Source organism: Pedobacter chitinilyticus, from assembly GCF_003313385.1.
In the GTDB taxonomy this organism is placed as follows: domain Bacteria; phylum Bacteroidota; class Bacteroidia; order Sphingobacteriales; family Sphingobacteriaceae; genus Pedobacter; species Pedobacter chitinilyticus.
This window is the reverse complement of record NZ_QMHN01000006.1, coordinates 66,954-82,012: the sequence shown is the minus strand read 5'-3', so window position 1 is coordinate 82,012 and position 15,059 is coordinate 66,954. Positions and strand designations below refer to the sequence as shown.

The window sequence follows — 15,059 nt, the reverse complement described above, 5'->3', positions numbered from 1 at the left end:
TATAGGTTTAATTATTTTGCAATTTATGGATATATCTCCAGTCTAAGCAATTTCTCTCCATTCTACAGGAAGTCAGCGTTATTTATTCTTTAAAAGATTACACGTTATTGTAGGTCAAAATAATGCCCTATGTGTCTATGTGGTTAATATTTTCTTTATTAACTTCTTTTCGGATTTGCCGTTCCTAAAACGGAAAGCAATCTAGATGAACCACATAGACACATAGAGAATACTGGTTTTTTTCCGCGAAGGTTTTGAGCTTTTTAAACGTAGTGAATCAGCTTTGGCTGTTTTTAAAGAACCCATTGGGCCATCATAAATGCAAATACGCACTATGTGTCTATGTGGTTAAATATGCTGTTAAATGCTATTTAGGCGCTCTTCGTAGTAAATATAAACCAAGTATGGCAAATATAATGACAGGCAACAAGTTGGCAACCAATGGCGGTAACCCCCCCTTAGTCGAGAACATCTTGGCGAATTGATTCAGCACGATAAACAAAAAACTCAGTACAATTCCAATTCCCAACGGTAAGCCCACGCCCCCGCGCACCTTCCTAGACGATAATGCTACCCCAATAAGGGTAAGCACAAAAGCTGATAAAGGTTGTATGAAACGTTTGTACTGCTCAAAAAGCAAATCATTCATTACCCCAGAACCCCTAATCTTTTCTTTTTTGATTTTGTCTGATAACTCCTTGCTGGTCATGCTCTCCACCACGTTGTCGTATACCGAGAAATCGTCTGGTTTCATATCCAGAACAGTATCTTTGGTTTTAGTATTGGCATACACCATGCTTTCCTTTAAACCATCGATATTACGTGTAGTGTAATTGCTCAGTTTCCAAACCCTTTTTACCGAGTCGTAGCTAATCTGCTCGGCCATTAGTTTTTTTTCCAATACGTCACCTTTAAAGCGGTCTAGCGTAAATCTATAGCCTATATTACTACGGTTGTCGAAATTGTCGATAAAGATGTACGTATGTTCATCTATTTTCATGTGAATATTCGACTTCGTATAAGGATCGTTCTTTTTAATTACTTGGTTTTCAAAGCTATTCTTAATCTTGTTGGTATAAGGCAACAAGAAAAGATTAGCGCCCAAGTTTAAAGCAAAAATGATAAAAGCGGAGATGAAATAAGGTCTTAAAAAGCGATTGAAACTTACGCCACCACTTAAAATAGGCACAATTTCCGTTTGGTCGGCCATTTTTGCGGTAAAGAAAATAACCGCAATAAAATTCATCAAAGGCGAGAGCATGTTCACGTAAAACGGAATAGAACCCGCGTAATATTGAGAGAAAATCTCCCAAATCGTCATGTCGTTCTCTAAAAAATCATCTAGCTTTTCCGAAAGGTCAAAAATCACAATAACCACCACAAATACCGCTAACGTGTACACAAAAGTACCTAGGTATTTGCCAATAATATAGGCGTCTATGAGCTTTGAACGTCGAAAAAGAAATTTCATTTAGAGTTTTGTTCCTAAGATAGTAACCATTTTGTTTTTCCACTCATAAAACTCGCCGCTAATAATTTTTTCTCGGGCCTGGTTTACCAGCCATAAATAAAAATGTAAGTTGTGTAACGTAGCAATTTGCGAGCCCAATATCTCTTTACTCTGCATTAAATGCCTTAAGTAAGCCTTCGAATAAACCTGATCGGCTAATAAGTCGCTTTCCACGTCAATTGGCGAAAAATCACTCGCCCACTTCTTATTGGTAATGTTAATCATCCCATTTCTGGTAAATAACATCCCATTTCTGGCATTTCTAGTAGGCATTACGCAGTCAAACATATCTACTCCTAACGCAATATTCTCTAAAATATTGATTGGAGTACCAACGCCCATTAAATAACGAGGTTTTTCATAAGGTAAAATATCGCAAACCACTTCAGTCATGGCATACATCTCTTCAGCAGGTTCACCTACCGAAAGACCGCCAATGGCATTACCTTCACGGCCCATCGAAGCAATAAACTCTGCAGATTTTACCCTTAAATCTTTATAAACAGAACCCTGAACAATAGGGAATAAAGTTTGGTTGTAGCCATATTTAGGTTCCGTCGTATCAAAACGCTCACAACACCTCTTCAACCAACGGTGGGTCATGTTAATGGAGTTCGCGGCATATTTGTAGTCGCAAGGATAGGGCGTACACTCATCAAAAGCCATGATGATATCCGCACCAATCGTACGCTGAATGTCCATCGCATACTCTGGTGTAAACAAATGTTTAGACCCATCAATATGCGAACGGAAAGTAACCCCTTCTTCCTTTATTTTTCGCACTTGGCTTAGCGAATAAACCTGATAACCACCACTATCCGTTAAAATAGGTTTGTCCCAACCAATAAATTTGTGCAAACCACCTGCAGGTTCTAAAATATCCAAACCAGGGCGCAGGTACAAATGATAAGTATTGCCCAGTATAATTTGAGCTTTAATATCTTCCTTTAATTCTTTTTGGTGTACCGCTTTTACCGTTCCCGCGGTGCCTACAGGCATAAAAATAGGGGTCTGTATATCGCCATGAGCAGTGCTAATTACTCCCGCTCTTGCTTTGGAATTTGGGTCCTTTGCCTGTAAGTTAAATTTCATGCGTTGCTGTCCTCTTCAAAATCCGACAAAAGTAAAGATTAATTGTCAAATAGCTTAATGCTTAAAGCCAATTGTTGGGCGGCACTATTATTTTCTTAGAAAAGCAAGATCACTACAGCTATCTAAGTAAGTCCCGCTTTCCGCTTTACTTCGCACCGCTAGCGCCGCTGCTCGTGCCCGCTACAATCGGGTTTAAATAACATAAGGCGGTATAAAAATACCAACTTTGCGTTCTTAGCGTTGCTCTTTTTTCTTTGCGATGATAAACTAACCGCAAAGGTTTTAAAAGTTTACGCAAAGATTTTATCCCTTCCCATTAAACCTACAGCTGCTACGGGTTTATCAAACAGCTTCCCTGCACAAATTAAATTGCCTAAACCCGATTTTAGGGGAAATACTTTTTGTAGCAGTTGCCAAATAAACCCCGTAGGTTTTTAAAACCTACGAGGTTTTGAGTACCAGCAATCACAAAAAGATTGTAACGTAAAGCGGGACTGCACAAACCGAAGCACCACCGCAACTGCTTTTCCAAAAAATAATCAGCGGTAAAATCTGCGGCATCTGCGGGAAAAATAATTACAAGGAACGAAACCATCTTAGGCAGCTTGCCACTAACCACTAACCACTAATCACTAGCCACTAGCCAATTTTTTCAACAATACCCACAAATTAAATTAAAAAACAGACCTTTGCTAGCTTTATAATACCATCGTGGAATTTAACATACTCGAAATCTGCTTGCTAAGCGCTCTGGGCATCTGTTTCCTGATACATCTTTACTATGTTTTAGGCGTACACTTGAAATTAGCGCAATACCCTATCAACGACCTGCCTACCGCAGACCGTAAACCCATTAGCGTAATTGTTTGCGCACGCAATGAAAAACCTAACCTAGAAAAATACCTGCCTAGCTTATTTGAACAGGACTATCCACAGTTTGAAGTGGTGGTAGTTAATGATCGTTCATGGGATGGAACGGTAGATTTGTTGGAAGCGTTAGAGAAGAAATACAACAACTTAAAGGTAGTACACGTAGCCGAAGGAAATAAATTTATAGCGGGGAAAAAATTTGCCGTAACCATGGGCATTAAAGCCGCTAGCCACGAGTGGTTGGTGTTTACCGATGCAGATTGTGAACCAGCAAGTAACAACTGGCTAAAAGGAATGCAGCAACCTACCGACGATGATACAGAGATCGTACTAGGCTATTCTCCCTATTTCAAAAGAAAATCCCTATTGAATGTCTTGATCCGTTTCGAAACATTTTTTACCGCCGTTAATTACTTGTCTTTTGCCATAAAAGGCATGCCCTACATGGGAGTAGGCAGAAACATGGCCTATAAAAAAACGCTTTTCTTTAAAAACAAAGGTTTTGCAGCGCACATGCACATCCCATCGGGTGATGACGATTTATTTGTGAATGCCAATGCTAGGCCCGACAATACCATTATTCAAATCCATAAGGAAGCGCAAGTATGGAGCGAGCCGAAAACTTCTTTTTTTGAATACCTACGCCAAAAGAAAAGACATATTGGCGCAGGAAAATTCTATAAGCCTAAGCACAAGTTGATACTTTCTGCACAAATAGCCATTCAGTTTTGTTTTTATGCTTTAGTAATTGGCTTGGCCATTTTACCCAATACGCGCTTTATTGCAGCAGGCATTTTCTTGCTGAGCTTAATCATCAGAAGTTTTGTTTATCCTAAATTGCTGAAAAGGTTAAATTATGGCGAATTAAGATGGTGGTTCCCAATTTTGGATATTATATTGATGGCCTTTTTAGTGTTCAACGCCATACTATCCATTTTTGTAAAGAAAGTGCAGTGGAAGTAGTGTGAGAAAGGAATAAGGAGAAAGGATTTAGGAGTAAGGACAAAGAATAAAGAACAAGGAGCAAAGAATAAAGATGGGCTACCATCTAAACGTAAATTTGCGCAACAAGTACTAAACACTAGTTCCTAGCCCCTAACTACTAGCTCCTAACTACTAGCTCCTAACTCCTAACCACTAGTTCCTAGCCACTAACTCCTAGTCCCTAATCCCTCTTTTAACTTTCCACTTTAACTTATAACTTTGCCCAATGGTAAAACCCGATATCATTTTCAAGTATTTCCCTGATTTAACTCAGCAACAAATTGAGCAATTTGAAAAACTGTATGAACTGTACAGCTTTTGGAATAGCCAAATCAACGTGATTTCCCGAAAAGATATTGATGAATTGTACGAGCGCCACATTCTACACTCATTGGGTATTGCAAAATTCTGCACCTTTAAGCCAGATGAAAAAGTATTGGACGTAGGTACAGGTGGAGGTTTCCCGGGTATTCCTTTGGCCATTCTTTTTCCAGAAACGCAGTTCCACTTGGTAGATTCTATTGGGAAAAAAATCAAAGTGGTGAACGAAGTAGCAGCGGCATTGGGACTGAAAAATGTGAAAGGTTCACACAGTAGGGCAGAGCAGATTACCGATAAATATAACTTTGTGGTATCACGAGCGGTAACACGTTTGGGCGACTTTTATCCTTGGGTGAGAGGGAAATTTGCCAAGGAAAATATCAATGCCCTAAGAAATGGTATTTTGTACCTAAAAGGAGGTGATTTAACCGAAGAGATTAAAGAATCAAAACTGAAAGCAGAATTATATCCGCTTTCAGCCTATTTTGAGGAAGATTTCTTTGAAACCAAATATGTGGTTTACATTCCACAGTAACTAACCGCTAGCAGCGGTCATTTTTGTCCACTACAGGTTGAGGTTTATATAAAAGCCAAGCCTTACCATTGTAACCAGTTTTTAATTGCTGTGAAAGGGCTATTTTGGTAGTCGTTGTTGCTGGCAATTTCACTTTTCCAAGCTTTACACCTTGTACTTTTTTGGTAGGTGTTCCTGTAGCTTCAATTTTAATAGATTTAATTTCTTTTGATTTAGTGCCGTTGGTTTCATCCAGTTTAATCCCTTTTACTTTTTGAGTAGGATTGTTAGCTTTTATTTTTAGCTCCACTGGTTTGCCTTCAATATTTTTGGTCTTTATTTCTTCTAGCGTAATTTCTTCTACTTTTTTCGAAGGGTACTTCTCGTACTTAAGTGGAAGCGAGTGTAATCCATTATCACTAGATGTTTTTTTCTCCTCAATCTCTATCTCTTCAGTTTTTTTGCTTGGAATAATAGTTAATTCTTCAACTTTGGCGCTATTAAGCGAAGCCGTTTTGTTCGGTTGATCAGGTATTACAATCGGTGGTGGGAATTTTTTAAGCTTTTTACCTTTTGGAGGGTTTTCTATCGCGGGCGGAGGGGACTTTAATCGACCACTTTTGTTTTTATTTTCTTTAGGCATTTTCGGTGGTGCTGGGGCCATTTTAACATCTTTTCCTATAATCTCAACGGCACCATCTTTTCCTTCATTTCCATACTTTTTAATAGCGTCTTCACTTGATAAAAAAAAGATCTTTTCAGCTTCAGCGGAACCATAATACTTGTTTTTATCTTTGATAACTTTTCCATTGATAACAATTGCTCGTTTTTCTAAAGAGATAAAATTGTTATTTTCGTCATACTTGTAATCTGGATAATAAGTCTTTTTTTCCTGTTTTGATTTTGCAGCTTCCTGCTTCATCTTCTTTTGAGTGCCAATTTCTAGATAGCCATAGCTTTTGCTAAAGCCCAGCGTCGATGCGCATAACAAACCCGCACCCAGCGGTACGGCTAGCAAATACTTGAGCCTAGCCCAATTTGCCGTTTTTTCTTTGTTTAACATGTTGATTCTACTTTTTAATATTGATTGATTGAAAAATTGATTGACAAGAGAAGGCGAATACGAAGCCATGGAATTCTCAATGAGAAACATAGCGTATTCATGTTTAGAAATGTTTTTAGCGGTAGTACTTTCATCAGCAATGTATTCATGCAAAAGCGTCAAATCCCTTTTCATGAAATACACCAAAGGATTAAACCAACAGATGATTTTCAAAAGCTCCAGTAAAATGATATCCAAACTATGTTTTTGTTTAATGTGGATCATTTCGTGGGTAAGCACCGCATTGTTTTTTGCCATGCTAGGATGGATGAAAAGCACGTTGAAGAACGAAAAAGCAGCATGTTCGGCAGACAGTTCCACCAAGGTATATTTGCCCAATTCGCGCTTTTGGTGCTTAAAATATAAACGAATGATTTTTGAAATCGAAAAAAGGAACTTGAGCGATAAGCCAATAGCCAAGGCCAAATAACCGTACAAAAGATAGTCGTTTAAGGTCCATGCCGTAGGTTGGTCTGCAACCACTACTTCTATAAATTGCTGGGGAACTTCTTCCGTCTGAAAGGTTTCTACCACTTCCAATGGCGGCTTTAAAAAACCTAATTGCATCAGAGGAATGGTAAATGCCATCGCAATGCTCAATACCAAAAAATATCGATTAGTTTGATAAAAAGTGGTATGCTGCAATAATAATTTGTATAAAAGATAAAAAGCCGCCAAATACAGGTTCGCTTCTAACAAATAATATAGCCAGCTCATGATTTCTTGTTTTTAAGTTGTTCAGCAAGCGCAATAATTTCATCTAATTGAGAAACATCCATGTTCTTCTCTTTCACCAAAAAAGAAACTAAGCTTTCATAGCTATTCTCAAAATAGTTATTCAACACCTTGTCAAAAGCAAAGTGTTTATACTGTTCTTCGGTAATCAAAGGGAAATAAACGTGCGTGTTACCAATGGCCTTGTGGTCAATAAAACCTTTTCCTTCTAATACCCTAATTACCGTTGATACGGTATTATATGCAGGTTTTGGCTCCTCCATGCGGTCAATCACATCTTTTACAATGGCTTCTTTCAGTTCCCAAAGGATAAGCATCACTTGTTCTTCTGCCTTTGTTAATTCTCTCATAATGAATTATATTGCTTAATAATATAAAGTTAAAACTATAAAAATAGTTTGCAAACTATTTTTATAGTTTTAACGATAAGCTGCTGTAATACAGTGTTATAATTTTATCTATGAGTAAACAACATCAAATTGCCCTTACCCTTATTGAAGGGGTAGGGCCTTTAATTGCCAAAAAACTACTCCAGCATTTTGGTAGTGCTGCCCAAGTATTTAATGCTAATCAAAAGCAATTGCTGCAAATAGACGGCATAGGAAAAAAGACCGCAGAAGCTATTCTGCAAACCAATGCCTTGGCTTTAGCCGAGAAAGAGTTGGAGTTTATAGAGAAACATCAAATAAAGGTGCTTTTTTATGAAAATGAAGATTATCCTAAAAGACTTAAGAGCTGTTACGATGCTCCTTTATTATTATACTATAAAGGAACGGCAGACCTAAATGCATCTAAAATAGTGAGTATTGTAGGAACTAGGAATGCCACAGCCTACGGTAAAATGCTTTGTAAGCAACTGATTGAAGTATTGAAACCCTATGACGTGTTAATGGTAAGTGGTTTGGCCCATGGGATAGATGCAGCTGCACACAAAGAAAGCTTATTGCACGAAATGCCTACCATTGGAGTTTTAGGCCATGGACTTGATCGAGTTTATCCCGCTGCACATAGAGAACTGGCGGCTAAGATGCTAAAATGTGGCGGTTTACTTACCGAGTTTTTGCCAGGGACCAATCCTGATAGAGAAAATTTTCCAAAGCGCAACCGCATCATTGCAGGCATGGCCGATGTAACGATAGTTGTAGAAGCTTCTATCAAAGGAGGTGCTTTAATTACAGCGGAGATTGCCAATTCCTATAATAGGGATGTGTATGCTTTTCCAGGTCGGATAAATGACGAATTTTCTGAGGGCTGTAATTTTCTGATCAAAACAAATAGGGCAGGGCTCATCAATAATCCGCAAGATTTAATTTACTATTTGGGATGGGATGACAACACCCGCCAAAACAAATCAGCAGTTCAAGCGCAGCTGCCTTTAAACCTAAATAACGACGAGAGAACCGTTTGTAACGCACTACTACAAGCCGCACTGCCAGTAGATGAGCTAGCCTTAAAAACGAATATTGCCCAAAGCAAACTCGCTGTTATCCTACTCACCTTGGAAATGAAAGGCATCATTGTCGCCTTGCCAGGGAAGCTGTTCAAATTGGTTTAGTAACACTATCATCGTTCGTCATTGCGAGGCAAGAAGCAATCTCAAAAAAATACGATGGCGCAGTAATTGATGTTTTACAGATAAGTTTTCCTATCTACGTCAATGATTTGATATGGTTTTCAACCAGCTTATCAATAGTGTTAAAGTAGCGCCATCCTTCGTTCATCCTTCGTTCATCCTTCGTCTATCCTTCGTTCAAACATCGGTTAGCATGACAATGATCATAGAAATAAGAAGAATGAATTTAGCTAATTCCAATCAATAAATAAAATACAAAAAATTACAGGCAATGAGTTTCGCCAAATTTATAGTATATAAAGTATATCATTTTTGTAGTTTATGTAACTAAATTTTGTTTATTGGTTAATTTTAAAATTAAATTTTAAATAAGTTTTATCGTCTGAAATACTTATTGTTGTTGCGTACTTTTGTGGCATGTGGTATAACAATATATTAGAAACCATTGGTAACACACCATTGGTAAAATTGAACAATATCGTTAAAGATATTCCTGCTACCGTATTAGCTAAAATAGAAACAACCAATCCAGGGAACTCAATTAAAGATCGTATGGCGATTAAAATGATTGAAGATGCCGAAAAGAGTGGTAAGCTAAAACCAGGAGGAACCATTATCGAAGGTACGTCTGGAAATACGGGAATGGGTTTGGCCATGGCCGCCATCATTAAAGGATACAAATGTATTTTCACCACTACCGATAAACAATCTAAGGAAAAAGTTGATGCCCTACGTGCCTTTGGTGCCGAAGTAATTGTTTGCCCTACCAATGTCGAACCAGAAGATCTACGTTCTTACTATTCGGTATCTTCCCGTTTAGAACGCGAAGTACCTAACTCTTGGAAACCTAATCAATACGATAACCTAAGCAATAGCCAAGCACACTACGAGCAAACAGGTCCCGAAATTTGGGAACAAACCGAAGGGAAAATTACCCATTTGATCGTAGGCGTAGGTACAGGCGGGACGATTTCTGGAACAGGAAAATACTTAAAGGAGAAAAACCCAAACATTAAAGTATGGGGCATTGATACCTATGGCTCTGTTTTCAAAAAATATAAAGAAACGGGCATCTTCGATAAAAACGAAATTTATCCATATATCACCGAAGGCATTGGTGAAGACTTTTTGCCAGCCAATGTGAACTTTGATGTCATCGATCTTTTTGAAAAGGTAACGGATAAAGAAGCTGCTTTGATGACGAGGGAAGTTTGCCGTCAGGAAGGGATTTTTGTGGGGAACTCCGCAGGAGCGGCAGTAGCTGGTTTATTGCAGCTAAAAGACCAATTAAAACCAGAAGATGTAGTAGTGGTGATTTTCCATGACCACGGAAGTCGCTACATGGGTAAAATGTACAACGAAGATTGGTTGCGTGAACGTGGTTTCCTAAAAGATGAGAAACTGACCGCTAGAACCATCTTGGCTAAAAAAGAAACAGGTGAAATTGTAACCATCGATTGTGAGAAAACCGTTTCTGAAGCATTTAACACCATGAGTACCATGAACATTTCTCAAATACCAGTTACCCAAAAAGGAATGTTGGTAGGTAAATTAGAAGAAAGTGATATCCTAAGTGCTTTGTTGGAAAACCCAAGCGTAAAATCAGCCACAGTAGAAACCGTAATGGGTTCAACTTTTCCTTTTGTAGACTTGAATACTTCTATCGATAGACTATCTTCTTTGATTAATAAAGATAACAGTGCTGTTTTGGTAGAATTAGAAGATGGTAGGTTTGATATCATCACTCAATATGACATCATTAACGCGATAAAGGGATAGGTGATACGTCATCCCGACCGCAGTGGAGAGGTCTTTGAATTAGTTTGATAAGAAATTAATAAAAAGATCTCTTCATTTTATTGCGTTGCGCTCTAAATGCCACTCTATCGCTACAAATAATTATCCTTAGTCACCTCCCAAGTCCAAGGCTTTTTGAAATCACTTAACGTTCTAGGCTGTGAGAAAACCAAGATATCCTCTTCCGTTTCGTTGGAAATATTGCGCTTAAAAATACTTCCTACTACCGTTTTTATTGTACGGTCAACAAAATCATACTGTTTATCTACCATCTCGCCACTATCCTTATTGTAGTATACGTTGTTGGCTGTAACCAAATTCCATTGTTTTTGTAGATACTCAAATTGGTAATTCAATTTCCAACGCCATTCGTTACCACCTTCAAAAGATAAACTGAGTTTATTGGCTTCAATGCTCAAGCCCTTTAACGGTTCGCCCATTTTTCCACCTTCCTCAGAACGTAAAATGAAATCATTGTTTTGCAAGGCCAAACGATATTTGTTTCCTATTTTAAAATAAGCGACAAGCATTCTGGGCTTTTGCGTTTCCCTAATTAATTCTATTTCATAATTGCCATAAGCCCTATCCTCATCAACAGCCTGATGGTACTCTAAAATCAATGCCAAATCCTGCTGTTTGTCGTGGTTCAGGTCGCCATAAGCCGAATCTAAAACCTTCCAGTTTTTAGGGACTAAATTGGTGACTTTATCGCTTTGTGTTAACAGTTTCGGAAAGCTAAACTTTTGAGCATGTACTAGACTTCCAGAAATCAGTAATATAAAAAATATAGGCCATTTCATGCTATTACAACGCTTAAAATACTATTTTAGCATCATTGGCTGTGTGACTGTGCAGCTAAGACCAAAAACCAAAATTAAAACCAGTATGGATTTGTCATTTAACATGAATGAGGACTACAATAAACAGTTAGTCTACCAATTGAAAGAAAAACTAAAAAAAGTTTACCTAGGCGGCGGCGAGAAAAGTTCTGCTAAACAAAAAGAAAAAGGAAAGCTCTTGGCAAGGGAGCGTATTGATTATTTATTGGATCCCGATAGGCCTTCTATCGAAGTGGGTGCTTTTGCGGCCGAAGGAATGTATGAAGCAGAAGGAGGATGTCCGAGTGCAGGCGTAGTGGTGAAAATTGGCTATGTATCAGGAAGGCAATGTGTAGTAGTGGCTAACGACGCTACCGTAAAGGCGGGTGCCTGGTTTCCCATGACGGCAAAGAAAAACCTGCGTGCGCAGGAAATTGCCATGGAAAATCGTTTACCAATTATTTATTTGGTAGACAGTGCAGGCGTTTATTTACCGATGCAGGATGAAATTTTTCCTGACAAAGAGCATTTTGGACGTATCTTTAGGAATAACGCCATCATGTCATCAGAAGGGATTGTGCAAATAGCAGCCATTATGGGCTCATGTGTAGCTGGCGGTGCTTATCTGCCTATCATGAGTGACGAGGCGATGATTGTGGACGGTACAGGTTCGGTATTTTTAGCGGGCTCATATTTGGTGAAATCGGCTATAGGCGAAGATATTGATAATGAAACCTTGGGTGGCGCAACCACGCACTGTGAAATTTCGGGCGTTACGGATTACAAACATCCCAACGATCAAGCTTGCTTGGATAGCATCAGGAATATCATGAGCATGTTGGGCGCTCCTGAGAATGCTGGTTTTGATCGTGTAAAATCGGCTTTACCAAAATTAAAGCAAGAAGATATTTATGGTATATTGCCTGACAACCGTGAGAAACCTTATGATATGAGGGAAATTATCCTACGTTTGGTGGACAATTCGGAATTTGAAGAATACAAGGAATTATATGGGCAAAGTATCGTTTGCGGTTTGGGACGTATAGATGGATGGGCGGTAGGCATTGTGGCCAACCAGCGCAAAGTGGTGAAATCAAAAAAAGGAGAAATGCAATTTGGAGGTGTAATCTATTCTGATAGTGCCGATAAAGCCAGCCGTTTTATCATGAACTGTAACCAAAAGAAAATCCCTTTAGTGTTTTTACATGATGTAACGGGTTTTATGGTGGGAAGCAGGTCTGAACAAGGCGGTATTATTAAAGATGGTGCTAAAATGGTGAATACAGTGGCTAACTCGGTAGTACCTAAATTTACGGTGGTGTTGGGTAATTCCTACGGTGCAGGTAACTATGCCATGTGCGGCAAGGCTTATGATCCACGGTTGATTTATGCTTGGCCAAGTGCAAAGATAGCCGTAATGGGAGGGGCACAAGCCGCTAAAGTATTACTGCAAATTCAGGAAAGCGCTCTGAGAGCAAAGGGAGAAACGATAGCCGAAGACAAAAAGAATCAATTATTGGATGAGATCACCAATAAATATAACGCACAAACCACACCATATTACGCCGCATCACGTTTATGGGTAGATGGTGTGATAGATCCGCTGGAGACACGTAAGGTGATTTCCATGGGAATTGAGGCTGCCAACCAATCGCCTATTCGAAAAACCTTTAACGTAGGGGTAATTCAAACTTAAACGAAATGAAATATAAACTGCTGATATTTTTATGCTTTTGTACGGTTTTACAGGCTTTTTCGCAAGCTAAGCCTATTTATTTTAATGGAAACAGGATCACTTCAGATGCTCGACAGGCTACCTCCTATGGCGTTTACGGAAAATTAAGCGGTGAAGACCTATGGGTATTAAAAAGATATGACTTATACGATAATTTGATGCTTTCTGGGGCTTATAAAGACGAACAGCTTTCTAAGCCACACGGCAAGTTTATTTTCTACGGGAGTATCTTTGATTATAACGATGAGAACTTTACCAATTTCAAGAATGCTAAAACAGATAGGTACATCTCTCAAGAAGGATCTTATGTAGATGGCTTAGAAGAAGGAAGATGGACAGATTTTTTTCCAGATGGAAGGATATTAGGCTATCGCACCTATTTAAATGGTAAACTGCATGGTGATGTAGCGCTTTTCAATTATAAAGGTAGAAGAGAGATTTATGGACATTACAAAAATGGGTTAATGGACGGTACTTGGTATAACCTGAAAAAGAGAACCAAGGAAGTTTATGATCAAGATAAACTCATCAGTACCAGCAGACTCACTAGAGAAGAAATACAAGCAATCGAATAAAATGAAGAAGCAAATAGCTTTATTGGCAGTTAGCATGTTGTCGCTAAGTGTATCTGCACAAACCGCAAGCGAAATACATCGAAAAGCGGTAATGATAGATACGCATGGCGACATCCTTTACAACCAGATACAATCGGGGATCGATGTAGGTAAACTACAATCGTCTGGTAATTTTGATTTAGTAAGGGCAAAACAGGGTGGGTTAGATGTACAGGTATTTTCTATCTGGTGCGATGAAAAAGGTGGGTTTGATTTGGCCAATAGGCAGATCGACTCTTTATATAGCCTGATCAAAAGATATCCCGATAAAATTGCCTTAGCCACCAATGTACTAGAGCTGGAAAATGCTGTGAAGCAAAACAAGCTAGCCGCTTTAATAGGGGTAGAAGGTGGACACATGATCGAGAGTGATTTAGTTAAACTCGAAGCCTTGGCTAAAAGAGGGATGATCTATCTTACCCTTACTTGGAATAACAGCACACCATGGGCAAGTTCGGCAGCAGAAGAAAGCAAAGGCAAGATGGAGAAGCCAGGTCTAAACGATTTTGGCAAGTCAGTAGTGAAAAAGCTCAATGACCTTGGGGTATTGGTGGACCTATCCCACGTAGGAGAGCAAACTTTTTATGATGCCATCCGTACATCTAGAAAGCCGATTTTGGTATCGCACAGTTGTGTGCATGCCATCAATCCCATTCCTAGAAACCTGAAAGACGACCAGATCAAAGCCGTAGGCAAAAATGGGGGCGTAATTTCGTTGAATTTCTATAGCGGGTTTTTAGATTCCACCTACTCAAAAAAACAGCAAGGGTTTTTAGCGAAATACAAAGATGAACTTAAAGCCCTTAGCGATAAATATGGAAGGTCAAAAGCGATTGATACCCTTATTAGCTTGCACCAAGTAGAGGCAGATGAGATACGGCCAAGCATTGAAAAAGTAGTAGACCACATTGATCATATCGTAAAATTGATTGGAGTAGATCATGTAGGCATAGGTGCCGACTTTGATGGCGCAGAATCCTTTCCGCAGGGAATAAATAGTGTAGCCGATTTTCCCAAAGTAACTGCCGCCCTTTTAAAAAGAGGTTACAGCGCAGCTGATATCTATAAAATATTAGGCGGAAACTTTGTGCGCTTGCTGAAAGCCAATAAAGGGAAGTAGGTTGTTGGAAGTTAAAAGTTCGAAAGTTTAGAGTCGGAACGTCCGAAAGATTAAGAGTATCGTATATCCTTGAACTTCCAGCTTCCCCACTTACGGTCTATCAACTTCCTGACTTTTACAATTAACCAATTTACTTCCCAACCTAAGGTCTATCAACTTTCCTGACTTCTTTAAATACTAACTCCTAACCACTAGTCCCTAACTACTAAACGAATTATCTCCACAATTTCATCTTTCTCCACAAATATTGCGCTTTAGGGCTTAAAGATTAAAT

General features: G+C 38.9%; 12 protein-coding genes. 7 read left to right on the top strand and 5 right to left on the bottom strand.

Going from position 1 to position 15,059, the window contains the following annotated elements; genetic code table 11:
* Window positions 1-367 precede the first annotated feature (367 nt).
* Window positions 368-1,471, bottom strand: coding sequence for an LptF/LptG family permease (locus DUT70_RS17190; RefSeq protein ID WP_113648603.1), 1,104 nt, complete (start codon window positions 1,469-1,471; stop codon window positions 368-370).
* Window positions 1,472-2,602: a tRNA guanosine(34) transglycosylase Tgt gene (gene tgt / locus DUT70_RS17185; protein WP_113648602.1), complete on the bottom strand. Its 1,131-nt coding sequence runs from the start codon at window positions 2,600-2,602 to the stop codon at window positions 1,472-1,474.
* A gap of 711 nt (window positions 2,603-3,313) precedes the next feature.
* Here tgt and DUT70_RS17175 point away from each other — a divergent pair.
* Both DUT70_RS17175 and rsmG read left to right on the top strand, forming a co-directional pair.
* Complete coding sequence (locus tag DUT70_RS17175; RefSeq protein WP_240432181.1) at window positions 3,314-4,435, top strand: glycosyltransferase; 1,122 nt, start codon at window positions 3,314-3,316, stop codon at window positions 4,433-4,435.
* Window positions 4,436-4,682: 247 nt separating this feature from the next.
* Entirely contained in the window at window positions 4,683-5,312 is a 630-nt protein-coding gene (gene rsmG / locus DUT70_RS17170; protein WP_113648600.1) for a 16S rRNA (guanine(527)-N(7))-methyltransferase RsmG, read from the top strand.
* Between the two features lie 7 nt (window positions 5,313-5,319).
* Here the strand turns inward: rsmG and DUT70_RS17165 are convergent, their stop codons facing one another.
* Both DUT70_RS17165 and DUT70_RS17160 read right to left on the bottom strand, forming a co-directional pair.
* Window positions 5,320-7,110: a M56 family metallopeptidase gene (locus DUT70_RS17165; protein WP_113648599.1), complete on the bottom strand. Its 1,791-nt coding sequence runs from the start codon at window positions 7,108-7,110 to the stop codon at window positions 5,320-5,322.
* Entirely contained in the window at window positions 7,107-7,478 is a 372-nt protein-coding gene (locus DUT70_RS17160) for a BlaI/MecI/CopY family transcriptional regulator (RefSeq protein WP_113648598.1), read from the bottom strand. Before DUT70_RS17160 ends, DUT70_RS17165 begins: the two co-directional genes overlap by 4 nt.
* A gap of 110 nt (window positions 7,479-7,588) precedes the next feature.
* Here DUT70_RS17160 and dprA point away from each other — a divergent pair, with 110 nt between their 5' ends.
* Together dprA and DUT70_RS17150 are read left to right on the top strand one after the other, a co-directional pair.
* On the top strand, window positions 7,589-8,683 hold the full coding sequence (gene dprA / locus DUT70_RS17155) for a DNA-processing protein DprA (protein WP_113648597.1): 1,095 nt from the start codon (window positions 7,589-7,591) through the stop codon (window positions 8,681-8,683).
* Between the two features lie 435 nt (window positions 8,684-9,118).
* Window positions 9,119-10,480 carry a pyridoxal-phosphate dependent enzyme gene (locus tag DUT70_RS17150; protein WP_113648596.1) on the top strand — a complete coding sequence of 454 codons (1,362 nt, stop codon included), beginning with the start codon at window positions 9,119-9,121 and terminating at the stop codon, window positions 10,478-10,480.
* Window positions 10,481-10,590: 110 nt separating this feature from the next.
* On the opposite strand, the gene DUT70_RS17145 is transcribed toward DUT70_RS17150, so the two are convergent.
* On the bottom strand, window positions 10,591-11,298 hold the full coding sequence (locus DUT70_RS17145) for a hypothetical protein (protein ID WP_113648595.1): 708 nt from the start codon (window positions 11,296-11,298) through the stop codon (window positions 10,591-10,593).
* A gap of 85 nt (window positions 11,299-11,383) precedes the next feature.
* On the opposite strand from DUT70_RS17145, the gene DUT70_RS17140 reads away from it, so the two are divergent.
* From DUT70_RS17140 to DUT70_RS17130, 3 genes are read left to right on the top strand one after another with little or no spacing between them, the layout of a single operon-like run.
* On the top strand, window positions 11,384-13,012 hold the full coding sequence (locus DUT70_RS17140; RefSeq protein ID WP_113648831.1) for an acyl-CoA carboxylase subunit beta: 1,629 nt from the start codon (window positions 11,384-11,386) through the stop codon (window positions 13,010-13,012).
* A gap of 5 nt (window positions 13,013-13,017) precedes the next feature.
* A complete protein-coding gene (locus DUT70_RS17135) occupies window positions 13,018-13,626 on the top strand; it encodes a toxin-antitoxin system YwqK family antitoxin (protein WP_113648594.1) in 609 nt (202 codons plus the stop codon).
* A 1-nt stretch (window position 13,627) separates the two neighbouring features.
* Window positions 13,628-14,785, top strand: a complete 1,158-nt coding sequence (locus DUT70_RS17130; protein WP_113648593.1) for a dipeptidase — start codon at window positions 13,628-13,630, stop codon at window positions 14,783-14,785.
* Window positions 14,786-15,059: the final 274 nt, after the last annotated feature.

Bases quoted from the DNA above. Each gene is read 5' to 3' on its own strand.
- DUT70_RS17190 (WP_113648603.1), bottom strand. From the start codon at position 1,471: ATGAAATTTCTTTTTCGACGTTCAAAGCTCATAGACGCCTATATTATT.
- tgt (WP_113648602.1), bottom strand. From the start codon at position 2,602: ATGAAATTTAACTTACAGGCAAAGGACCCAAATTCCAAAGCAAGAGCG.
- rsmG (WP_113648600.1), top strand. From the start codon at position 4,683: ATGGTAAAACCCGATATCATTTTCAAGTATTTCCCTGATTTAACTCAG.
- DUT70_RS17165 (WP_113648599.1), bottom strand. From the start codon at position 7,110: ATGAGCTGGCTATATTATTTGTTAGAAGCGAACCTGTATTTGGCGGCT.
- DUT70_RS17160 (WP_113648598.1), bottom strand. From the start codon at position 7,478: ATGAGAGAATTAACAAAGGCAGAAGAACAAGTGATGCTTATCCTTTGG.
- dprA (WP_113648597.1), top strand. From the start codon at position 7,589: ATGAGTAAACAACATCAAATTGCCCTTACCCTTATTGAAGGGGTAGGG.
- DUT70_RS17150 (WP_113648596.1), top strand. From the start codon at position 9,119: ATGTGGTATAACAATATATTAGAAACCATTGGTAACACACCATTGGTA.
- DUT70_RS17145 (WP_113648595.1), bottom strand. From the start codon at position 11,298: ATGAAATGGCCTATATTTTTTATATTACTGATTTCTGGAAGTCTAGTA.
- DUT70_RS17140 (WP_113648831.1), top strand. From the start codon at position 11,384: ATGGATTTGTCATTTAACATGAATGAGGACTACAATAAACAGTTAGTC.
- DUT70_RS17135 (WP_113648594.1), top strand. From the start codon at position 13,018: ATGAAATATAAACTGCTGATATTTTTATGCTTTTGTACGGTTTTACAG.
- DUT70_RS17130 (WP_113648593.1), top strand. From the start codon at position 13,628: ATGAAGAAGCAAATAGCTTTATTGGCAGTTAGCATGTTGTCGCTAAGT.